Annotated in this window: 19 protein-coding genes; 8 read left to right on the top strand and 11 right to left on the bottom strand. The window is 74.6% G+C overall.

Features of this window, described 5'->3' with window-relative positions; all coding sequences use genetic code 11:
• Nucleotides 1-8: 8 nt before the first annotated feature.
• Nucleotides 9-1,049: an App1 family protein phosphatidate phosphatase gene (locus tag GA0070606_RS06530; RefSeq protein ID WP_091095976.1), complete on the bottom strand. Its 1,041-nt coding sequence runs from the start codon at nt 1,047-1,049 to the stop codon at nt 9-11.
• A gap of 136 nt (nt 1,050-1,185) precedes the next feature.
• Between GA0070606_RS06530 and GA0070606_RS06535 the strand changes: the two genes are divergently transcribed.
• The 4 genes from GA0070606_RS06535 to GA0070606_RS06550 all read left to right on the top strand — a co-directional run bounded on the left by GA0070606_RS06535 (nt 1,186) and on the right by GA0070606_RS06550 (nt 5,659).
• Nucleotides 1,186-2,805, top strand: coding sequence for a hypothetical protein (locus GA0070606_RS06535; protein ID WP_091095978.1), 1,620 nt, complete (start codon nt 1,186-1,188; stop codon nt 2,803-2,805).
• A 61-nt stretch (nt 2,806-2,866) separates the two neighbouring features.
• Nucleotides 2,867-3,664 carry a peroxide stress protein YaaA gene (yaaA, locus tag GA0070606_RS06540; protein ID WP_091095979.1) on the top strand — a complete coding sequence of 266 codons (798 nt, stop codon included), beginning with the start codon at nt 2,867-2,869 and terminating at the stop codon, nt 3,662-3,664.
• A 101-nt stretch (nt 3,665-3,765) separates the two neighbouring features.
• Nucleotides 3,766-4,440, top strand: coding sequence for a hypothetical protein (locus tag GA0070606_RS06545; protein WP_091095980.1), 675 nt, complete (start codon nt 3,766-3,768; stop codon nt 4,438-4,440).
• A 244-nt stretch (nt 4,441-4,684) separates the two neighbouring features.
• Nucleotides 4,685-5,659: a TAXI family TRAP transporter solute-binding subunit gene (locus GA0070606_RS06550; protein WP_425413029.1), complete on the top strand. Its 975-nt coding sequence runs from the start codon at nt 4,685-4,687 to the stop codon at nt 5,657-5,659.
• A 140-nt stretch (nt 5,660-5,799) separates the two neighbouring features.
• Here GA0070606_RS06550 and GA0070606_RS06555 read toward each other — a convergent pair whose 3' ends face one another.
• The 3 genes from GA0070606_RS06555 to GA0070606_RS06565 form a co-directional block, all read right to left on the bottom strand.
• Complete coding sequence (locus GA0070606_RS06555) at nt 5,800-7,230, bottom strand: sensor histidine kinase (RefSeq protein ID WP_091095982.1); 1,431 nt, start codon at nt 7,228-7,230, stop codon at nt 5,800-5,802.
• 9 nt (nt 7,231-7,239) lie between these two features.
• Nucleotides 7,240-7,896 (bottom strand): response regulator transcription factor, encoded by a 657-nt coding sequence (locus tag GA0070606_RS06560; RefSeq protein WP_091095983.1) that lies wholly within the window; start codon nt 7,894-7,896, stop codon nt 7,240-7,242.
• Between the two features lie 186 nt (nt 7,897-8,082).
• On the bottom strand, nt 8,083-8,394 hold the full coding sequence (locus GA0070606_RS06565) for a hypothetical protein (protein ID WP_091095984.1): 312 nt from the start codon (nt 8,392-8,394) through the stop codon (nt 8,083-8,085).
• A gap of 108 nt (nt 8,395-8,502) precedes the next feature.
• Here GA0070606_RS06565 and GA0070606_RS06570 point away from each other — a divergent pair, with 108 nt between their 5' ends.
• Nucleotides 8,503-8,841, top strand: coding sequence for a DUF952 domain-containing protein (locus GA0070606_RS06570; protein WP_091095985.1), 339 nt, complete (start codon nt 8,503-8,505; stop codon nt 8,839-8,841).
• 163 nt (nt 8,842-9,004) lie between these two features.
• Nucleotides 9,005-9,550: an acyltransferase gene (locus tag GA0070606_RS06575; protein ID WP_091095986.1), complete on the top strand. Its 546-nt coding sequence runs from the start codon at nt 9,005-9,007 to the stop codon at nt 9,548-9,550.
• Nucleotides 9,551-9,610: 60 nt separating this feature from the next.
• Here GA0070606_RS06575 and GA0070606_RS06580 read toward each other — a convergent pair whose 3' ends face one another.
• Nucleotides 9,611-11,368 carry a CDP-glycerol glycerophosphotransferase family protein gene (locus GA0070606_RS06580; protein ID WP_176737252.1) on the bottom strand — a complete coding sequence of 586 codons (1,758 nt, stop codon included), beginning with the start codon at nt 11,366-11,368 and terminating at the stop codon, nt 9,611-9,613.
• 506 nt (nt 11,369-11,874) lie between these two features.
• On the opposite strand from GA0070606_RS06580, the gene GA0070606_RS06585 reads away from it, so the two are divergent.
• Nucleotides 11,875-13,968, top strand: a complete 2,094-nt coding sequence (locus GA0070606_RS06585; RefSeq protein ID WP_091095988.1) for a DUF6541 family protein — start codon at nt 11,875-11,877, stop codon at nt 13,966-13,968.
• Nucleotides 13,969-14,101: 133 nt separating this feature from the next.
• Here GA0070606_RS06585 and GA0070606_RS06590 read toward each other — a convergent pair whose 3' ends face one another.
• Entirely contained in the window at nt 14,102-15,067 is a 966-nt protein-coding gene (locus GA0070606_RS06590) for a Gfo/Idh/MocA family protein (RefSeq protein WP_091095989.1), read from the bottom strand.
• On the bottom strand, nt 15,064-16,164 hold the full coding sequence (locus GA0070606_RS06595; RefSeq protein WP_091095990.1) for a DegT/DnrJ/EryC1/StrS family aminotransferase: 1,101 nt from the start codon (nt 16,162-16,164) through the stop codon (nt 15,064-15,066). The genes GA0070606_RS06590 and GA0070606_RS06595 overlap by 4 nt, the downstream gene beginning before the upstream one ends.
• 215 nt (nt 16,165-16,379) lie before the next feature.
• On the opposite strand from GA0070606_RS06595, the gene GA0070606_RS06600 reads away from it, so the two are divergent.
• Nucleotides 16,380-17,513 carry a lysylphosphatidylglycerol synthase transmembrane domain-containing protein gene (locus tag GA0070606_RS06600; RefSeq protein ID WP_091095991.1) on the top strand — a complete coding sequence of 378 codons (1,134 nt, stop codon included), beginning with the start codon at nt 16,380-16,382 and terminating at the stop codon, nt 17,511-17,513.
• A gap of 257 nt (nt 17,514-17,770) precedes the next feature.
• Here GA0070606_RS06600 and GA0070606_RS06605 read toward each other — a convergent pair whose 3' ends face one another.
• Genes GA0070606_RS06605 through GA0070606_RS06620 form a run of 4 tightly spaced genes read right to left on the bottom strand, consistent with a single transcriptional unit; the run spans nt 17,771 to nt 21,532 of the window.
• Nucleotides 17,771-18,958, bottom strand: coding sequence for a glycosyltransferase family 4 protein (locus GA0070606_RS06605; RefSeq protein WP_176737253.1), 1,188 nt, complete (start codon nt 18,956-18,958; stop codon nt 17,771-17,773).
• Nucleotides 18,959-18,971: 13 nt separating this feature from the next.
• Nucleotides 18,972-19,439, bottom strand: a complete 468-nt coding sequence (locus GA0070606_RS06610) for an acyltransferase (RefSeq protein ID WP_091095993.1) — start codon at nt 19,437-19,439, stop codon at nt 18,972-18,974.
• Nucleotides 19,436-20,368 carry an NAD-dependent epimerase/dehydratase family protein gene (locus tag GA0070606_RS06615; protein ID WP_091095995.1) on the bottom strand — a complete coding sequence of 311 codons (933 nt, stop codon included), beginning with the start codon at nt 20,366-20,368 and terminating at the stop codon, nt 19,436-19,438. The genes GA0070606_RS06610 and GA0070606_RS06615 overlap by 4 nt, the downstream gene beginning before the upstream one ends.
• Nucleotides 20,369-20,392: 24 nt before the next feature.
• Nucleotides 20,393-21,532 carry a DegT/DnrJ/EryC1/StrS family aminotransferase gene (locus GA0070606_RS06620; protein WP_091095997.1) on the bottom strand — a complete coding sequence of 380 codons (1,140 nt, stop codon included), beginning with the start codon at nt 21,530-21,532 and terminating at the stop codon, nt 20,393-20,395.
• Nucleotides 21,533-21,621: the final 89 nt, after the last annotated feature.

Raw genomic sequence — 21,621 nt, forward strand, 5'->3', positions numbered from 1 at the left:
TGGACCGGTCAGACCAGCCCGGCGTCGCGCAGCAGCTTCCACAGGCCGGCGCCGTCGGGCGCCGAGAGCCACCGCTGCCCCACCGGCCCGGAGGCCGACTGCCCGGCCGGGGCGGGCAGGCTGCCGGCCAGCACCGACTGTGCGGGCGAGAGCCGGCGGATCGCCACCCCCGCCACGTTCTGCGGGTGGGCGGCCGCGAACTCGCGGTAGATCTCCGGGTCGTGCTGCCCGTCGTCGCCGACCAGCAGCCACTTCACGTCGGGGAACTCCTTGGCCAGCCGGGCCAGCGTGACCCGCTTGTGCTCCCGGCCGCTGCGGAACCAGCGGTCCGCGGTCGGCCCCCAGTCGGTCAGCAGCAGCGGCCCGGCCGGGTAGAGGTGCCGGGACAGGAAGCGGGTCAGCGTCGGCGCGACGTTCCACGCACCGGTGGAGAGGTAGAAGACCGGGGCGCCGGGGTGCGCGGTGGCCAGCCGCTCGTAGAGCACCGCCATGCCGGGCACCGCCGCCCGGGCGTGCTCGTCGAGGACGAAGGTGTTCCAGGCGGCGAGCAGCGGGCGGGGCAGCGCGGTGACCATGACCGTGTCGTCGATGTCGGAGAGGATGCCGAAGCGCACCTCCGGGTCGAGGATGCGCACCGGCGCCTCGACCGGCTCGGCCTCGGGCAGGCTGATCCGCACCGCCCCCCAGCCGGGCGGCAGGTCCGCCTCGACGAGCGTGTCGATGAAGCCGCTGCGGTCCGTGGTCGCCTCGTGGCGTACCCCGCCGGCCTCGATGGTCACCGTGACGTGCTTGGCGGGCAGCGTGGTGAAGCTGCGCCAGCCGCGCACCTTCTCCAGCCGGCCCCGCTGGCGGGTGTCCGGCCGCCCCAGCAGCACCCGGCACATCACGCGGGCCCAGCCCGGCGCGCCGTAGCCGGCGTACGCGACGATGTTCGTCCGCCAGCCGGTGCGCCGCAACCGGCGCTCGACCAGCGAGTGCACGGCGTCCTCGATCCGCGCGGCCCGGTGCAGGTTCGGTACGGCCAACTGGCCGGCGGCAGTGGGTGGCACGCCAGCAACCCTGCCACAACCCGGCGGCCTCGGCCACGCGAGGCGATCTTCGTCGGCCCCGGGCTGCGCCGATCCGCCCCGGCCGGCCCCGACGACGTGAAACACTCCGGTCGGGACGACGACGGGGGCGTTGGTCGTGTCGCAACCAGTGCGCAAGCGTGGGCGGTGGCGCCCGCAGCTCGACCGGCCGGCGCTCGTGGCGCTGCTGTTCGGGCTCGCCGGGGTCGGCTACCGGCTGGTCCTGACCCTGCGCACGGTGCCGGTCTCCAACAGCGACGAGGCCACCTTCGGGCTGGCCGCGCTGCACATCGCGCAGGGCCGCGAGCTGCCCGTCTTCCTCTACGGCCAGCGCTACATGGGGATGCTGGAGTCCTATCTCGCCGCCCCGCTGATCGCCGCGGCCGGGCCGAGCTGGCCGCTGCTGCGCCTGCCGCTGGTGCTGCTCTACGCGCTCTTCCTCTGGTTGATCCACCGGCTCACCCGGCGGACCTGCTCGCCCTGGTTCGCCGCCTTCGTCGTCGGGCTGCTGGCGCTCGGCGGGGAGCGGGTGGTGCGCGACCAGTTGACGGTGGTCGGCGGCCGGCCGGAGGTCAAGGTGGCGGTGCTGGTGATGCTGCTGGTCGTGGTGGGGCTCGCCCGGGGGACCGTGCGGCACCGCCGGCTGGCCGTCGGGCTCTTCGGCCTGCTCGCCGGGGTGGCGGTGTGGTCGGACTGGCTGATCGTGCCCTACCTGGGGGCGGCCGGGCTGGCGCTGCTGTGGGTCGCCCGCCGGGAGCTGCTCGGCTGGGCGGGGGCGCTGCTGCTGGCGGGGTTCGCCGTCGGGGTCGCGCCGATGATCCGCGACAACCTGGTCGCCCCGCCCGGCGAGGACTCACTGTCGGTGCTCCAGGAGATCAGCACCAAGGCGGGGCCGCCCCCGTCGTGGTCGCGGCGGCTGGACGGCGGCCTGCTGGAGGGGGTGCCGCTGGCCGCCGGCCTCTGCCCGGTGGACGGCTGCACCCGGGGTCAGGAGTGGTTCGGACTGCTCTACCCGGTGCTGCTGGCGGTCGCCGCCGCGCTCGCCGTGGTCGCGTACCGGCGGGCCGCGGGCGGCCCGGCCGGCCGGCGGGTCGGCCCCGTGGTGCACCTCGCGCTCGTCGTCGGCGCCGCGTTGACCCTGCTGTCGTACGTGCGCAGCCCGCTGGCCGCCACCAGCCCGCTGGACAACGCCCGCTACCTGTCGGTGCTCCAGCTCTCCCTGCCGGCGGTGCTGTGGCCGCTGTGGCTGGCGGCGGTGGCCTGCTGGCGGGGCACGGTCGGGGCGCTCGGCCGGCTGGCCGGCGCGCTCGCCACCGCCGTGCTGGCCGCGCTGGCCGCGACCACGCTGGTGGTCACCGTGCTGTTCGCCGCCACCGGGACGACCGCGTCCCGGATCGAGGAGCGGCAGGCCCGCGAGCTGGCCGACCGGCTCCGCGCGGACGGCCCGCGCGAGGTGTACGGGGACTACTGGACCTGCAACCGGCTGATCTTCAACACCGACGAGTCGGTGGTGTGCGCGGTGCTCGACGGCGACCTCACCCCCGGGCAGAACCGCTACCCCGCGTACTGGCGGCAGGTGGGGCGGGCCGACCGGCCGGGGTACGTGCTGCCGGCCGGCTCGACCGCGGAGCGCCGGCTGCGCGGGCTGCTGGGCGACCGGGCCGACGCGGCGCTGCGCGCCGAGGTGGGCGGGTATCGCGTGTACCACCCCGAGACGCCGGTGCGGCCCTGGCGGTAGCGACGGCCCGTACGCTGGCCGGACCGGCGCGCGGACGGCGTGCCGAGCGAGGAGTCCACCGATGATCGTCCTGCTGCCGCCCTCCGAGGGAAAGGCCGACGCCGGCACCGGCCGGCGGCTGGACCTGGCCCGGCTCTCCCTGCCGGAGCTGACCGGCGCGCGGGAGGAGGTGCTGGCCGCGCTGATGGCGCTCAGCGAGGGCGGCGACGAGGCGGCGGCCCGGGAGGCGCTGGGGCTCAGCGAGGGCCAGCGGGGCGAGCTGCGGCGCAACGCCCGGCTGCGGGTGGCGGCCACCGCGCCCGCCGGCGGGCTCTACACCGGGGTGCTCTACGAGGCGCTCGACCTCGCCTCGCTCCCGCCGGCGGCGCAGCGGGCGGCGCGCCGGTCGGTGCTGATCAGCTCGGGCCTCTGGGGTGCGGTACGCCTCACCGACCGGATCCCGCCCTACCGGTGCCCGATCGGCGCGCGGCTGCCGGGTGTCGGGGCGCTGTCGGCGTACTGGCGGCGGGCGCTCGGGCCGGCGATGGAGGCGGCGGCGGGCGCGGGGCCGGTGCTCGACCTGCGCTCCGGCGCGTACGCGGCCACCTGGGTGCCCCGGGGCGAGGTGGCCGCCCGTACCGTGACGGTCCGGGTGCTGCACGAGCGGGAGGTCGACGGCGTGCCCGTCCGGTCGGTGGTGAGCCACTTCAACAAGGCGACCAAGGGCCGGCTGGTGCGGGACCTGCTGACCGCGGGCGCGCGGCCGCGCTCGGCCGACGGGCTGGTGGCCGCGCTGCGGGACCTGAAGTACACGGTGCTGGAGCAGCCCGGCCCCGCCGGCCGGCCACGTCAGGTCGATCTGGTCGTCACCGAGCTGTAGGACACCCGCAAGATTTCCTCAAGGCTGCGGCGCACGGGTTTCGCGGTCGGCGTCGACGGGTCACGGTAGGAGGACCCCGACGCCGACAAGGAGTGCCTGAGTTGGCTCCCGAACAGATCCTGCTCGACCGGCCGCGCCTGCCGTCCACCCCGCCGCCACTGGACTGGCTGACCCTTGCCGACGCGTTCGAGGCCGCCTGCCTGCTGCGCTGCACGCCACTGCCGGCCGCCACCGGTGCCCGCCGACCGGTGCCGCACCACCGCCCTGCGATCGTCGAGTTCAACCGGGAGGAGACCGCGCAGCGGTTCCGGCAGCTGCTCGGCCGCCTCGACGTCCCCGTCGACCACGAGGTGACCGTCGGCGGGCTGCGCCGCCGGTACGAGCTGCACAGGCTCTCCGTGCCGCCGGCGCACCGCCCGGCGTACGCGCGGGTGTTGGAGGCCGGCTGGCGTCAGGGCCGCCGCGAGCTGCTGGGCGGCCCGTTCCCCGGCGCGTCGACGGCGCGGCGGGTGTGGCGTCCCCGGCTGGCGGCGGCGGCCTGGCGGGCCGCCCTGCTCGCCGGGGGGCGGCACGTCCGACGGCACATCCTCGGCGTCCGGCTCACCGACCGCGAGCTGGCCGCCGTCCTGGTGCGCGGGGCCGCCCTGCTGGAGGTGCCCGCGCTGCTGCGCCCCGGCACCGGCTGCTTCCTGGTCTGCGTCGCCGACGGCCCCGACCGGGAGCGGATCCTGCACAGCGCCGCGCTGGAGCCGGCCAGGGCGGCCGAACCGGCCTGAGACGTCGCGGCGGGGCCCGCCACGGCACCACGGACACGACGCGGCACTGTCCGGCCGACGGCACCACGGACACGGACGCGGCACCGCCGGCCTGCGGCGTCCGGACACGGACGCGGCGCCGCCGGCCCACGGGGTCACGGGCCGGGCGACGACGCTCGGCGCGGCCCGAGCCGTGGACGGCGGCTTGCGGTGACGGCCCGAGCCGTGAACGGCGGCTTGCGGTGACGGCCCGCGCGGGCGCAGAGTGCAGCGCGTGAGTCGAACCCGGTTCCGTCGCGTTCGCCCGCGCCCCGGCCGCCCGGCGGCGCTGCTGGCGCTGCTGCTGCTGGTGACGCTGCCCGGCATCGCCGGCTGCCGGGACTCCCCCGAGGCGCCCGTGCCGATCCGGATCGCGACGGGCAGCCCGACGGCGGTCTACCACGCCTTCGGCCGGTCGCTGGCCGACATCCTCAACCGGGAGATGCCGAACGTCCAGGCCAGCGTGGTGGTCACCGCCGCCTCGGCGGAGAACGTCCGGCTGGTCGGCTCGGGCGAGGCGGAGCTGGGCTTCACCCAGGCCGACGTGCTGCCTGCCGCGCCGGCGGCGCACCCGTCCGTGGTCGCGGTCGCCCGCGTCTACGACGACCTGCTGCACCTGGTCACCACCGCCGGCGGCCCAGTCCGCACGCTGGCCGACCTGCGCGGCCGGCGGGTCTCCGTGGGTGCCCCCGGGTCGGGCACCGAGATCACCGCCTCCCGGCTGCTGGAGGTGGCGCACCTGGGCGACGGCCGGGTGCGCCGGGAGCGGCTCGGCCTCGACGACTCGGTCGCGGCGCTGCGGGCCGGCACGATCGACGCGTTCTTCTTCTCCGGCGGCCTGCCCGTCAGCGCGGTCAAGCAGCTGGCCGGCGACAGCGCGACCCGGATCGTCGACCTCGGCGAGTGGACCGATCCGCTGCGCGGCAGCAATCCCGAGGTCTACGTCTCCCGGGACATCCCGCGCTCGGTGTACGGCACCGACCCGGTCACCACCGTCGCCAACCCCAACTTCCTGATCGTCCGGGCCGACCTGCCGGAGTCGCTGGTGCGGGAGGTGACCCGGCTGCTGATGGAACGACGGCAGGAGCTGGCCGCGGCGCACCCGGCCGCCGGCCGGATGAGCCCCCGCTCGGCCATCGCCACCGCCCCGCTGCCGCTGCACCCGGGCGCCGCCGACTGGTATCGCGCCGCCAAACCCTGACCGCCGTACGGGCGGGGCCGCCGCACGGCGGGCCGCCGAGGGCCGGTGCGCCCTCCCCGGCGGGGACGTCGGGTGCCCCTACCGCAAGGCTGGGTCGGCGAGGGCAGGCGCTCCCTTCCCAGCGGGGGTGGCGGGTGGCCCTACCGTGAGGCCGGGTCGGCGAGGGCCGGCACGCCCTCCCCGGCGGGAGCGTCGGGCGGGTCGGTCGGGGCCGGGAACCAGAGGCCGGCGACCAGGCCGCGCGGCTCGCCCCGGCGCATGGTGAGCCGCCCGTCGGAGGCGTCGACCAGCACGGCGACGATGGTGAGGCCCAGCCCGGCGCCGTCGACGTTCTGCACCTCCGGCGCCCGCCAGAACCGCTCGGTCGCCTGGCCGAGCTGGCTCTCGGTCATGCCGGGGCCGGTGTCCCGGACCTCCAGGGCGGTCCCGCCCTCGTGGTGCCGCACGGCCACCGTCACCTCCCCGCCGGCGCCGCTGAACTTCACCGCGTTGTCGATCAGCGCGTCCAGGGCCTGGTCGATGGCGGTCGGCACGGTCCGCGCGTACGCCGGGGAGTCGCCCGCCGTCAGCCGGAGGGTGACCGACCGGTGCCGGGCGAGCGGCTCCCACGCGGCGACCCGGGACGCGGCCACGGCCGCCGCGTCGACGGTGACCCGCTGGTTCTCCCGCCGTTCGGCGCGGGCCAGGGTGAGCAGCGCGTCCAGCACCAGGGCGAGCCGGTCCGTCTCCTCCAGGGCCAGCCGGTGCTCGGCCCGCCCGTCCGGGTCGGTCAGGCTGGGTCCAAGCTCCTCCACCCGCAGCCGCAGCGCGGTCAGCGGGTTGCGCAGCTGGTGGCTGGCGTGCGCGACGAACGCGCGCTGCCGGTCCATCACGTCGGAGACCACGTCGGCCATGTGGTTGAAGCTGGCCGCCAGCCGGCGCAGCTCCGGCGGGCCGAGCCGGTGCTGCACGCGGGCGCCGCGGTCGCCCTCGGCGATCTCGTGGGTGACCGCGTCCAGCTCGGTGACCGGCCGCAGCACCCAGCCGGCCAACCCGAACGCGGTGAGCACGCAGGCCAGCACGGCGAGCAGACCCGTGCCGGCCAGCAGCAGCCACCAGAGCGTGACGGCGCGCCGGACGTCGTCGGTCGGGGTGGCCGTGACCACCGCGCCGAGCACCTCACCGCCGTCGTTGATCGGCACCGCCACCACGATCGGCCGGTCGACCCAGGGCCAGACCGATTCCGGCCCGCTGGACTGCTGGCCGGAGAGCGCCGTGTCGAGCGCGGCGCGGGTCCCGCCGGCCGGCCGCCAGTTCTCCGAGGCCGCCACCGTCCGGCGTTCCCGGTCGACCACCGCGGCGCCGATCCCGTAGAGGTCGTCGTAGCTGCGCAGCTCGTTGTCGAGCGGGCCGGGGGTCCCGCCGCGCAGCGCCGGGCCGGCCAGCGAGGCGAACCGGGTGGCGTCGGCGAGCCGGTCGGCGCGCACCCGGTCGGTCTCGCGGGTCGCCAGGGTGGCCGCGAGCGGGGTCTCCAGCGCGATCAGCACCAGCACCATGAGCAGCAGGTAGCTGATCACCAGCCGACGTCGCACGGCGTCGCCTCACTCGCCGCGCAGCCGGTAGCCGACCCCGCGGACGGTCTCCACGAGGCGGGGGTCACCCAGCTTGCCGCGCAGCGACCCGACGTGCACCTCCACGGTGTGCCCGTCGCCCCAGGTGGTGCCCCAGGCGTCCAGCAGGATCCGCTCGCGGGGCACCGCCACCCCGGGCTGCCGGGCCAGGGAGAGCATGACGTCGAACTCCTTGCGGGTCAGCGCCACCGGCCGGCCGTCCACGGCCACCGTCCGCGCGGCCACGTCGATGCGTACGGGCCCGACGTCGATGAGGTTGCGCTCGGGCACCGTGTGCGCCGCCCGGCGCAGCACCGCCTCGATGCGCGCCTGCAGCTCCGTCATGGAGAAGGGCTTGACCACGTAGTCGTCCGCGCCCAACCGCAGGCCGAGCACCCGGTCGCGTTCCTCGCCCCGGGCGGTCACCGCGATGATGCCGAGCTGGCTGCTGCGCCGGCGCAGCTCCCGGCACAGGTCGGTGCCGTCCCCGTCGGGCAGGGTCAGGTCGAGCAGCACGAGGTCGCAGGGGGCGGCGGCAAGGGCGGCGGCGACGGTCGCCGCGTGCTCCACCTCGTAGCCGCGGCGGGTGAGCGCGGAGGAGAGCGCGGCGGCCACCCGGCAGTCGTCCTCGACCAGCAGGATGCGCACCCGGGGCCCCCATTCGTCGGTTCGTCGACCCGAATGGTGGCAGAAGCCGGCCCGGAGCGGGAGGGTAGGCCCCGCGTCGACCGCGCACAGCGCGCCCGGGGCATCGACGGGCCGGGGTTCAAAGCCCGAAGACGTCGTCGGCGGGCCGAGGGTCAGAGCCCGAAGACGTCGTCGGCGGGCCGAGGGTCAGAGCCCGAAGACCTCGTCGGCGGCGGCGTCCCGCACGCCGTCGACGAAGCCCCGGAACCCGGGGTCGTGGTGGCTGGCCGGCACGCTCGTGACGTTCTCGCCGGTGGCCTGGGTGACCGCGTCGACCAGGGGCGGGTAGTCGAGTTCGGCGTCGCCCAGGGTGTCGTCGTCGGCCTGACCCAGGTTGATCACGTGTTGCACGTCCTCGGTCGGGGTGTCCGGGTCGCCGGCCCACTCGCCGCCGGCCCGGTAGCACTCGTCGTACAGCGCGCGCTGGCCGTCGGTCCAGTCGTCGTCGTAGCTCTCCATCGCCCACCCCTCCACGCGGCCGCTCCCACCTGAGAGCATGCCGGGCGGCGGGGCACCGGAGCGGCCGTACCGCCGGAAAACCGGGCCGGCCGTGCGTAGGCTGCCGGGATGATCTACAAGCTGCTGACGACCGTCGAGTGGGACGATGCGCTGGCCGCGGGGCACTTCGCCGGCACCGCCATGGACGCGCAGTCCGGGTTCATCCACCTTTCCGGGCCGGACCAGGTGGTCGAGACGGCCCGGCGGGTCTTCACCGGCGCCACCGGGCTGACCCTGCTCACCGTCGACCCGGCCCGGCTCGGCGACGCGCTGCGCTGGGAGCCCTCGCGCGGCGGCGCGCTCTTCCCCCACCTCTACGGGCCGCTGCCGGTGCCGGCCGTGGTGGCCGCCGCCGCGCTGCCGGCGGACGTGCCCGTCGCCGACGCGGTGGCGGCGTTGCTGCCCTGAGCGGGTCGATATGCTACGCCGAGTCCGCGCGCCCCGGCCCCACTTCCGTGCCCGGGGCCGGCGCGGCAGCCCGGATCCGCGCGGCCGGCCGCCGCTCGCGGCGCACGCCGAACGCGGGTCACCGACGGCGCCCGGCGCGCCCTGCGAGCATGCGAGTTGAAGGATGACTGACAGCAGTTCCCCGTCCCCCTCGGTCTTCGTCCACCCGACGGCCGACGTCGAGGAGGGTGCCCGGGTCGGCGACGGCACCAAGGTCTGGCACCTGGCCCACATCCGGTCCACCGCCCAGGTGGGCGCCGGCTGCGTCATCGGCCGCAACGTCTACGTCGACGCCGGCGTCACGGTCGGCGACCTGGTCAAGATCCAGAACAACGTCTCCGTCTACCAGGGCGTGACCCTGGAGGACGAGGTGTTCGTCGGGCCGTGCGCGGTCTTCACCAACGACTTCCGGCCCCGGGCGCAGAACCCGGACTGGAAGATCACCCCGACCGTGGTCCGCCGGGGCGCCTCGATCGGCGCGAACGCGACCCTGGTCTGCGGCATCGAGGTGGGCGAGTACGCGATGATCGCCGCGGGTTCCGTGGTCACCAGGGACGTGGCGCCGTACCAGCTCGTGGCGGGCAACCCGGCGCGGCCGAAGGGCTGGGTCGACGAGCGGGGCGAGGTCGTCTCCCGCGACGTGGACGCCCCGCCGCAGCGGCAGGGCTGATCCCCCGACGACGAACGGCGGTGGACGGGCCCCCGTCCACCGCCGTTCGTGCGTCCGCGCTCAGCGGCAGAGCCGGCCGATCTCCTCCCGGAACCGCTCCATCGGGTTCGCCTCCGCCGGGCCGAGCAGGTAGGTCTTGAGCTCGCGCCGGGCCTCGGTCATCGGGTCGTCGCCGGCCCGGGTCACCGACACGATCTTCTCCAGCTCGCCGCAGTCGCGAGAGAGCAGGTACGCGGCCCGCGACGTCGGGTACTCCCGGCGGAACTCGTCCTCGGGCAGGCCGCCCGGGTTGGCCACCACGTACGGCCGCTGGCTCTGCACGAAGTCGGAGACCACACTGGACACGTCGCTGATCAGCAGGTCGGTCTGGTTGAAGCAGTCGAACAGCGCGGGCGTCCGGCCGGTCACCACGAGGTGCCGCGTGCCGTCCAGGGAGCGGGCGTCGGGGTCGCCGCCCGCGGCGCGGATCCGCTCCACGATCCGCTCGTGCACCGCCTTGGCCTCCTTCGAGCGGGAGCCGGTCAGCGGGTGCGGCTTGTAGACGAGCCGGACCGCGGGCGTGGTGGCCAGCAGCCCCTTGACGATCCGCTCCCCCATCAGCACCAGCGAGGTGTGGTACGGGTCGTCGTCGAGCCACCCCTCCCAGGTCGGGGCGTAGAGCACGGTGAACGGCCGGTCGACCGACTCGGCGCCGAACGTGTGCACCCCGGCCAGCTGCGGCCGTCCGATCTCGACGATGTCGGAGTCGAGGACGCCCACCCCGGCGCGGGCGTACCGCTCGCGCCCGGCGAGGCCGGCGACCCACACCTCGTCGTACACCTTGCTGTAGGGGTTGACGCTGGCCTGCTTGTCGCTGTCGCCGTGGCCGACGAAGACGTGCTTCATGCCGGGCTCGCGGAGCATGTGGATGTTCGCGCCGACGTTCGCGGCGTAGAGCGCGGCGCGCACGCTGCCCAGTTCGAGGTTCATGAAGTCCACGCCGGCCGGCACGCAGATCACCGGCAGCCGGGTGTCGGCCAGTTCGAGGAAGGCGTCCTTGCTGCGCATCAGCACCACCGCGCGCTGGTCGAGCGCCTCGGTCGGGGCGAGCCACATGTTGGCCTGGTAGACGTCCTTGGCCGGCCCGGCGAAGTAGAGGGCCACCTGCGGGCGGTAGCTGTCCAGCCAACGCTGGACGGCGGGCAGCAGCGGGCTCTGGCCCATGCCGCGCCCGCGCAGCCAGGTCAGCGCGACGATCCCGCCGACCAGGGCGGCGGCGAACACCGCCACCGCGCCCGCGCCGATCACCGGGGCGGCGTTGTCGAGGACCGCCGCGAACACGGCGGCGGGCGCCAGCACCACGTTGACCAGGGCCAGCCGGTCACCCGCGAGCCAGGCCGCCCAGTCGGGCGGGCGGGGCGCGGCGCGCATCGGGCCCAGCTCGATGTTGCGCACCAGCGCCGACTGGGGGTTGCGCCGGTCGATCATCGTGGCGAGCGCACCGGAGAAGACCGAGATCAGCCAGACCAGGGAGGGCAGCGCCAGGATCAGGCTGAGCTCCGCCGCGCCGGGCCGGACCTCGGCCACCACCAGCAGGACGACCGCGACGTCGCGGGCGAGCTGGCGGTAGTCGCCCCGCAGGCCGACCTTCTCCAGCAGCACGTGGGTGGCGGGTGACCAGCGGGCGAGCGCGTACTCGCCCACGAGCGCGGCGAGCCCGGCGACGGCGAAGACGCCGACCCAGCCGAACGCGCCGGCGGCGAACATCACGAGGTAGGCCAGCAGCAGCAGCGCGCCGCGGGCGGCGACTCCCGCCGGTCCCATCAACTTGCCGAACAAGGACTAGCTCCCTACGAGATCGACGACTGGCTCACTGGCCGTCACTGGCGCCGTGACGGCAGGGATCCCCCGCTCAGGCGGCCGTCGGCACGCCGGGACGCCACCGGCGCGCCGGCCGGGCTCGCGACGGGACGGAGGTCGCGGTCGACCGCCTGTCCGCCCGTCGTCGCCGACCAGCGACGGCACCGGCGTCCGCGGCCACCCGCCACCACGCCGGTGTGACCTTAACGCGAAGGAACACGCCGGTACCGCTCGGGTACCGCCACACCAGGACGATTTGCTCGCACCGGACCGGGACGGCAACCGGATCCGGACTATCCGCCGCAAAAGCGACACCGGCGACGGCGGGCGGCGACCCGCGGGTTCGCCGGGACGGTACGCCCGTCGTGCATTCCTATACTGGTCCGGCCGCTCGCCGTCCGGCGTGGCCGCGCGCGGCCACGCCGCGGCTCCGTGCACCAGTCGTCGCGGGGGAACCGCGTGTTCCGTTGGAAAGGATCCACGGATTGACCACCCTCATCGCGCTCGCCGTCGCCGTCGTGCCCGGCGCGCTGCTCGGATTCGCACTGCCTCCCGGTCGCTACCGGTGGGCCACCTGGGCTGCCGCCCCGGCGCTGACCCTTGGCCTGGTCACCCTCGCCATGACATGGCTGCCGCAGCTCGGCCTGCCGGACGGCCCGCTGGCGGTCCTCGCCGCCGAGGTGCTGCTCGCCGGCCTGGCGGTGCTCGCCTCCCGGCTGGTCACCCGCGGCCTGGTCGCGGCCGACGTCGCCGGCCGGGACGCGGCCACCACCGGCCGGGACACCGACGGGCCCCCGGCCGACGAGACGACCGGCACCGGATGGCGGGCCCGGGTCGCGCGGCTGCGACTGCCGGCCGTACGCCCCCGCCTGGCCGACGTCGTCGGGATCTCGGTGCCCGCCGCGATCAGCGTCGCCTTCGGCTGGCTGATGCTGGGCCGGCTCGTCGCCCCGCCCGGCTGGGACGCCATGAACCACGGCTTCCTCACCCGGCGGATCATGGACACCGACAGCGTGCTGATCTCCTCGGCCTGCACCAGCGGTTCCACCGACCCGGCGCTGTCCTGCTCCTTCTACCCGCTCGCGGCGAACGTGTCCTGGGCCCAGGCGGCGGAACTCTCCGGCGGCCGGATCAGCACGGTGCTGAGCGCCTGGTCGATCGTGGTCGGGCCGCTCGCGCTGGTGGCGGCCGTCTACGCCTGCGTCCGGGCCCTCGGCGGCAGGCCGGTGGTGGCCGCCAGCGCCGCCGCCGCGCCGGCCGTGCTCGGCCCGATGTGGATGTCGGTGATCACGGGTCGGATCACCGAGCAGACCGCCCCCTGCATGGCGGGGGCGATCGCGCTGCTGATCGCGCTCGCCGCGCGCGGGGCCCACCCCGTCCGGCTGGGCCTGCTCGCCGGCCTGTGCGGCGCCGGGATCGTCATGACGCACACCTACGACGTGCTGTTCATCGCGGTCCTGGCGATCGGCATGCTGCTGGCCGTACGCGGCCGGTGGGCGCTGCGCCGGGTCGCCGCGGCGGCCGGCGCGATGGTGGTCGCCGGGCTGGTGCCGCTGCTGCCCCTGCTCGGGGTGCTGGCCGGCGCCAACGGCGAGCGGCTGTCGAACCCGCCCGCCCTGCTCGGCAAGTACGGCGAGTCGTTCGAGTACTGGGTCACCGACCCGCAGCGCTACGTGTTGTTCGCCTACCCGGGGGTGGGCGGCGCGGACTTCCAGCTCAGCGAGCCGACGATCCAGGTCGGCCTCTGGCTCGTGATTCCGTGTCTGCTGCTCTCGCCGCTCTGCCTGGTGCTGCCCCGGCTGCGTTGGGCCCGGCCGTGGTTCGCGGCGGGCGTGGTCTGGACCGCGATCGGGGTGTGGACCACCGCCTCCGACTCGGCGGCCGCGATGACGCTGTCCAGCCTCTGGTACGGCGTCCGGGAACGGGTCCGCTCGATGATCTTCCCGGTATACGGGGTGCTGGCGGTGGCCGGCGCGGTGGTGCTGGGGCTGGCCGTGCAGTGGCTGCTGACCCGGGTCGCCGCGAAGGCGGCGGCGCTGCGCGGGTCCGAGACGCCCGCGGCGGTCGCCGCGGGGGCCCTGACGGTGGTGCTGCTCGGTCTCGCGGCGGTGCCGGCGAGCTGGCAGCCGCTGCGCGGCGCGTTCAAGGGCCGGGCGCCGGTGGGCGCGTCCTACGAGAAGGCGTACCGGTGGCTGGCGGAGAACAACCCGCCCGGCGCCACCGTCGCCTACGACCGGCACCACGAGTACATCACCTGGGCCTACGCCGACTACGAGGTGCCGCTGCTGTTCGGCATCCCGCCGCTGCCCGGCCTGCCGAGGGAGAACTACGAGCGGCGGTGGCACGCCTGGGACTGGCTGGTGGACAACCCCGACGCCCGGCCGGCCGGCTGCGAGGTGCGCCAGTTCAACATTTCGTACGTGGTGGTCGGGAAGCGGAACATGCCCGGCGCCTGGGACAAGCACTACGAGCGCGAGCGGCTGGAGGCCAGCGACAAGCTGGAGCTGGCCCACACGATCGGCCGGATCAGCATCTACCGGGTCACCGAGGCCGGCCGGAGCTGCGCCACCGAAGGTTGAGCGCGACGGGTCGGGGCACGCGCGTCGTGCCCCGGCCCGCCCGGGCGGGCCGGCCGTCCCGGCGCGCGCACAACGTGAGAGGGGCGGGGCGACCGTGGTCGCCCCGCCCCTCTCACGCGCTCGTCCGGCGCGGTCAGCGCCCGTTGTCGGTGAAGAGCCGGCCGACGACGCGGTGCGCGGGCAGGATGCGCTGCCGCTCCACGTCAGCGTCGGCGATGCCGGCGACGATGTCCAGGAAGTGGTCGAGCTGGGCGGCGAGCGGCTCGCGGTTGGTGAGCAGCTCCGGCACCTCGATGATGCTCTGCTGCCGGTATCCGCGCCCGTCCGGCGTGGCCGCGTCCGAGGACACGTGCCGGTAGATCGTGACGTGCTTGCGGATCAGGTCCGCCTCGATCAGCCGCTCGACCTCGCTGATCACCAGCGTGCGGACCTTGCGCTGCCCGATCCGGCTGGCCGAGACGTTGGCCAGGGCGCCGCTGCCGAAGCTGAGCACGGTCTCCGCCACGTCCTCCGCCTCGGTCAGCGAGTCGGGGTGGAAGTGGCCGAAGGTGCCCCGGACCATCGCCGGCTCCTCGCCGCCGAACGCCTGGATAGCCAGGTCGACGTCGTGGATGAGCAGGTCCCAGGCGACCCCGGTGCGGATCCGCGGCGCGTACGGCGAGTGCCGCGTGGCGGTCAGGTGCACCGGACGGTCGACCAGGGCGAGGGCGGTCAGCACCGCCGGGTTGAACCGCTCCAGCAGCCCGCACAGCAGCGGCACGCCGCGCTTGCCGGCGGTGGCCACGATCTCCTCGGTCTCGGCGAGGTCGCCGCAGACCGGCTTCTCGATCAGCAGCGGCTTGTCCGCGGCGAGCACCTGGTCGGCGAGGCCGTGGTGGAACTCGGTCGGCGCGGCGATCACCACGGCGTCGACGTCGGAGAGGTCGTCGGCGTTCGGGGCCCAGCCGGCCCCGTACCGCTCGGCGATCTGCTGGCCGACGGAGCGCCGGGGCTCGATGACCCGGGCCAGCTCGGCCCGGTCGGACTGGGCGATCACGCGGGCGTGCAGCGAGCCCATCACCCCGGTGCCGACCAGGGCGAAACGCAGCTTGGCGGTCACGCGCCCACCGCCGTCCGGACGGCCTCGACCACCTGGTCCAGGTCACTGTCGGTGAGGTGGTGGTGCACCGGCAGCGAGACGCACTGGCGCACGACGCGCTCGGTCACCGGCGCCGGGTCGGCGACGACCCGGGGGTGCTCCCGGTAGCAGTCGTAGTCGTAGACCGTCTTCGGGTAGTAGATGCCGCAGCCCACCCCGCGCTCGGTCAGCCGGGCGATCACCTCGTCGCGGGTCACCGGGGCCTCGTCGGTGACCAGCACCGTGTACTGGTGCCAGACGTGCGACCGGCCGGGCAGCTCGGTCGGCAGGCGCAGCCCGGGCACGTCGGCCAGGCCGGCGGAGAGGCGGGCGGCGTTGTCCTTGCGGCGCTTGACGTTCTCGCCGTACGCGGCGATCTGCGGGATGCCCAGCGCGGCCTGCAGGTCGGTGAGGCGGTAGTTGTGCCCCGCCATCTCGTACTGGTAGCGCTGCCGCATGCCCTGGTTGCGCAGCACCCGCAGCCGGTCGGCGAGCCCCGCGTCGTTGGTGGTGATCATGCCGCCCTCACCGGTGGTGAGGTTCTTGGTGGCGTACAGCGAGAAGGTGCCGAGCCCGAAGCTGCCGGCGCCGCGCCCGGAGATCGTCGCGCCCAGCGACTGGGCGGTGTCCTCGACGAGGCCGAGGCCGTGCCGCTGCGCCAGCGGGGCGATCGCGTCCATGTCGGCGGGCTGGCCGTACAGGTGGACCGGCATGAGCACCTTGGTGCGCGGGCCGACGGCGGCGGCGAGGGCCTCCGGGTCGACGCAGAAGTCGTCCTCGCGGATGTCGGCGAACCGGGCGGTGGCGCCCGCCTCGAGGATCGCGTTCAGGGTGGCGACGAAGGTGAAGGGACTGGTGACGACCTCGTCGCCCGGCTGGAGGTCGAGCACCTGGAGCGCGGCCACGAGCGCGGTGGTGCCGTTGTTGACGGCCACGGCGTGCTCGACGCCGACCAGGTCGGCGAACTCGCGCTCCAGGCGGGCCACCATCGGTCCCTGCGCGATGACGCCCGAACGGATCACCTCGACCGCCAACCGTTCGGCCGCCTCGTCCAGCTTGACGACGGAAATCGGGATCACAGGAGCTCTCCTTGGGGTGTGGGGCAGCGTGCAGACCGTAGCAGCGCGGGAGGACCCCGGCACATCTGGACCGCCCCGGGGAGAATCCGCGCACGCCCGGCCCCGGCCCCGACTCGCCGCCGGCCTGGGTTCGTGGTACGCACCGCCCTGCGCTAGTCTCGGCGAATTGTGCAGGCGACCCGGACGGGTCAGGGCGACGCGGAGGCAGGACGGCCGTGGCAGAGACCGCGACGCAGGTCGAAACGGTGACCGCACCGGCCGGGGGGCCGGGCGCGGCGAAGAGCCGGTCCCGCTGGCTCTCGCTGGGAGTACGTGTCGTCGTGATCGCGGCGATCGCCGCGGGCATGACCTGGAGCGTCGTCAGTCAGTGGCCGGACGTCCGGCAGACCTGGCTCGACCTGGCGTGGCCGTCCGTGGTGCTCGCCGTGCTGGCGGTGCTCGCCGGCATGTTCGCCAACTCGATGGCGTGGCGGGCCGCCGCGGCGGACCTGGAGCACCGGGTGTCCGTTCCCGCCGCCCTGCGGATCTGCATGGTCGGGCAGCTCGGCAAGTACATCCCGGGCAGCGTGTGGGCGTACGTCCTGCAGATGGAGCTGGGCCGGCGGGCCGGCCTGCCGCGCGCGCGGGCCTTCCTGGCCACGCTGGTCGCGCTGGGCCTCGGCGTGGTCGCCGCGCTCGGCGTCGGCCTGCTCAGCCTGCCCTCCCTGCTCGACGCGACCGCCGAGACCGGGGCCGAGTACGCGGAGCCGGTCCGGGTGGCGCTCTACATCGTCGCCGTGCTGTTCCCGATCGCCCTGATCTGCGCCATCCCGGCGGTGCTCACCCGGCTGATCCAGCTCACCCTCAAGGTGCTGCGCCGCCCGCCGCTGCAGCACAAGCTGACGCTGCCCGGCGTGCTGCGGGTGGTCGGCTGGAGCGCCCTGGGCTACACCCTCTTCGGCGTGCACCTGTGGCTGCTGGCCAACGCCCAGGCCGCTCCCGGCCTCGGCGGCCTGCTGCGCAGCATCGGCTCGTTCGCCATCGCGATGACCGTCGGGATGTTCGCCTTCCTCTCCCCCTCCGGGCTCGGCGTCCGGGAGGCCGTGCTGGTCGCCACCATGGCGCCCTTCCTCGTCGACGCCGGCGGCATCGGCGCGGCGACGGGCATCGCGCTCGCCTCGCGGCTGATCTTCACGGTGGCGGACCTGCTCGCCGCCGGCATCGCCGCCCTGTCCGGGGTGCGGCAGCTCCGCCGGGGGGCACCCACCGACGCGCTCCCCGACGACGGGGACGCGGCCGTGGTGGTCGAGCAGGTTCCCGCGCCCCGCTCCGGCGCCGATCAGGCCGCCGCGCCGGTCACCACCCGCTGATCCCTCCCGCCCGGACGGCGACCCACCGCCCCCGGGCCCCGCTCACCCGGCCACGGCCCGCGCCGGACGGTGGCCCCGAGGGTGTCTCGAGGGCCCTGGCCGGACCGGCGGGCGTCACCCGGCAGCGACGGCCACACCGACCGCCGCGCCGTCGCCGGCCGTGCCCCGGCCCCCCGAACGCCCGGCGCGGGCAACCCACGAAACGACGGCGCCCCCGACCACGTCTCTGGTCGGGGGCGCCGTCGTCGGGCGTACGGTCAGCGGCGGCGGCCGGCCGCCATCTCGCCGAGCACATCCAGGTGCCGGTGGAGCACCCGGTCGAGGCTGAAGCGTTCCCGGATGAGCGCCTGGCCGTTGACGCCGATCTGCTTGGCCAGGGCCGGATCGGTCAGCGCGGCGATCAGCCGCTCGGCCAGGCCCGACACGTCGCCGGGCCGGCAGAGCAGGACGTTCTCGCCGTCGCGCAGCGAGATGCCGGGGAAGTTGTCCGCCCGCGCGGGCGCCACCACCGGCACGCCCGCCGCCATCGCCTCCAGCGTCGCCGTGCCGAGGCCGAGCCCCTGCTCGTGCGACTCCACCGTCGCGGCGGCCAGGTAGTCGGGGATCTCGCTCTTGGGCACCTTGCCGGCCGCGATGACGGCGTGCTCGACGCCGAGCGCGCGGGCCCGCTCCGCGAAGACCCCGTAGTAGACCTGGCCGCAGACGAGCAGCTTCGCGTCGGGCACCCTGGCCAGCACCGCGGGCAGCGCCTCGACCAGCGCGACCCGGTCACGCAGCGGGATCACGTGCCCCACCGACAGGATCACCGGCGAGGTGCCCAGGTCGTGGCGCTCACGGACCCGCTGGGCGTTGCCGCCGACCACCCAGTCCGGGTCCACCCCGACCGGGATCGGCACCAGGCCCGAGTACGCGCCCCGGTAGCGGGCCTCGATGTACTCCTGCATGAGCACGTCCATCACCACGAGCCGCGGCCTGGACCGCCGCATGAACGGCTTGACCATGGTCGCGTCCAGCCCGCGGAACACCTTGGCGTAGCGGGCCTGCGGGTTCTCCAGCCGGGTGTGGATGGACAGCAGCACCGGCACCCCGCGCTTGCGCGCGTAGAGCGCGGTCGCCCAGGTCAGGTCGAAGAACTGACCGTGCTGGTGGATGACGTCCGGCCGGAACTCGTCGAGCAGCTTGCGGACGTGGCGCAGCAGGGTGGGCCGGCTGGTGAACGAGATGTCGAAGCTCACGGCCAGCCGGGTCTGCGGCAGCATCCACGCCGGGAGCCGGACGATGCGCAGCCCGTCGCGCTCCTCGATCGCCGGGGCGTCCTGGTAGGCGGCCGTGAGCACCAGGACGTCGTGCCCCTCGGCGGCGTAGCCCTTGGCGAGCGACTCGGACAGGTGTGAGCTTCCGCCCGCGCGCGGCGGGAAGAAGTTGTTGACGACAGCGATACGCACGGGAGGGGTACTCCTAGCTATCCGCGACAGGGACGAACCGGACATCGCCGCCGTCCAACTCGACTGTGGAGACCACCCGAGCCGGGACGCCCGTCACGACCGCCCCCGGTGGCACGTCCTTGGTGACCACGGCGCCCGCGCCGACGACCGCGCCGTCACCGATGGTGACGCCCATCATCACGGTCGCGTTCGCCCCGATGAACACCCGGTCGCCGATCACCACCGGCGCCCGGTCCACCGAAGCATGGGCACGGCCCGACACGCAACGCCGCGCCGTGGAGTGGGTGTAGATCTGCGCGCCGCAACTGATGTCGCAGCCGGCGCCGATGGTCAGCCCGCCGGAGCCGTCGATGACGGTGAACGCGCCGATCCACGTCCCGGCGCCGATCACCGGCTCGCCGATGACCCAGGCGTGTGGGTTGTACGGGTTCGCCGGGAGCCCGTGCGACGACGGGCCCCCGGCGGACGGCGGCTGGGTCACGCGACCTCGGTCTTGATGAGGTCGGTCATGCCGTCCTCGACCGCGATGGTCGGCTCCCACCCGAGCACCTCGCGGGCCCGGGTGATGTCGGCCGCGCGACGGCTGACCAGCACCTCACGCGGGTTGAACTGCGGCTGCACGTCCACGCCGACGGCCTTGATCAGGATCTCGGCCAGGGTGGCGATCGAGGTGTCGATGCCGGTGCCGATGTTGACCGGCACGTTGCCCTGCTCGGCCTCCATCGCGGCGACCACGGAGCGGGCGATGTCGTGGACGTGGATGAAGTCCATCGACTGCTCGCCCTTGCCGTCGATGACCGGCGGCTCGCCGTTCTTCAACCGCTTGACGAAGTGGTTGATCACCGAGGTGTAGTAGGCGGTCGGCTTCTGGCCCGGGCCGTAGACGTTGAAGAACCGCAGGGCGATCCAGTTCAGGCCCTTGCTGCGCTGGTAGAAGCCGAGCAGGTCCTCGCCGGCCCGCTTCGAGATGCAGTACGGGGTGAGCGGGTCGAGCCGGTCGTCCTCGTGCATCGGCAGCTTCTTCGGGTCACCGTAGACCGACGCCGACGACGCGAAGACCAGCCGCTTGACGCCGTGGTCGGCGGCGGCGGCGAAGACGTTGTGGTTGCCGACCATGTTGATGTCGATCGACTCGTACGGGTCGGCCTGGCTCTTGTTGATCGAGACAGCCGCGAGGTGGATCACGTGGTCGCAGCCCTTCATGGCCGCGTGCACGGCGCCGCCGTAGCGGACGTCCTGGTCGATCAGCTCGACGTCGCCGGTGGCCACCAGCTCCGCGACGCGGTCCCGGTCACCGCGGAACATGTTGTCGAAGATGCGGACCTTGTAGCCCTTCTCCAACAGCATCGGCACCACGTGCAGGCCGATGAAACCCGCGCCTCCGGTGATGAAGACGGTCTGCTTCGACATGGCGGAGCGTGTCCTTCCTGGGGGTCAGCGGCTGGTGGCCGCGGTGTTGACGACGTCTACCAGCGCGGCCGCGACGGTCTCGACCTGGTCGTCGGTGAGGTTGGCGTGCATCGGGATGGCCAGGTGCCGGGCGAACAGGTCCGCCGAGACCGGGCAGGGCGTGGTCTGGCCGTAGAGCGGCTGGACGTGCGAGGCGTACGTGCCGAAGGTGCACTGCACGCCGCGCTGCCGCAACTCCAGCGCCACCGCGCCCCGGTCGACCGAGGGGTCGAGCGTGACGACGTACGACTGCCAGGGGTGCTCGCGGTCCGGCGCCTCGTACGGGGTGGTGATCAGCTCGTGGTCCTTGAGCAGCTCGCCGTAGCGGGCCGCGGTGCGGCGCTTCGCGGCCAGCAGGTCCGGCAGCCGGTCGAGCTGGGCGAGCATGATCGCCGCGGAGATGTCGGAGAGCCGGTAGTTGTAGCCCAGCTCGGTGAAGGTCGGGATCGGCAGGTGCGACAGCTCGGCGCGGGTGAGCGCCCCCTCCACCCCGTACGTGTGCAGCTTGCGGGCGTGCGCGGCGAGGTCGTCGCGGTCGGTGACGTAGGCCCCGCCCTCGCCGGCGGTGATGCCCTTGCGGCCGTGGAAGCTGAAGGTGGCGACGTCGGCGAGGCTGCCGGCCGGCCGGCCCTTGTAGGTGGCGCCGGCGGAGCAGGCGGCGTCCTCGACGAGGAACAGGCCGTGCTTGTCGGCGATGGCGCGCAGCTCGTCGTAGTCGGCGGGCTGCCCGAACGCGTCGACGGCGATGATGCCGACGGTGCGCGGCGTGACAGCGGCCTCGACGGCGGCCGGGTCGACCGTCCAGGTGTCCGGGCGCACGTCGGCGAAGACCGGCTTGGCGCCGGTCCACATCACGGAGTGCCCGGTGGCCGGGAAGGTGTAGTCGCCGACGATGACCTCGTCGCCCGGCTTGACACCGAGCGTGAGCAGCGCGAGGTGCAGCGCCGAGCCGCAGTTGCTGGTGGCGAGGGCGTGCCGGGTGCCGACGGTGGCGGCGAAGCGCTCCTCGAAGCGGCGGCAGGTGGGCCCGGAGCCGGCGAGCCAGCCCGAGGCGAAGACCTCGGCGATGGCGGCGAGCTCGGCTTCGCCGACCGTGGGCTGGCCGAGCGCGATGACCTCAGACATGTGACCCCCAGAGTGATGGACCCGGAGCAGTCTAGGCCAACCGGGCGGGTCGTCCGCGAGTCGGGCGCGCGGGTGCGTGTGGTTACCAT

The organism is Micromonospora citrea, assembly GCF_900090315.1.
In the GTDB taxonomy this organism is placed as follows: Bacteria; Actinomycetota; Actinomycetes; order Mycobacteriales; family Micromonosporaceae; genus Micromonospora; species Micromonospora citrea.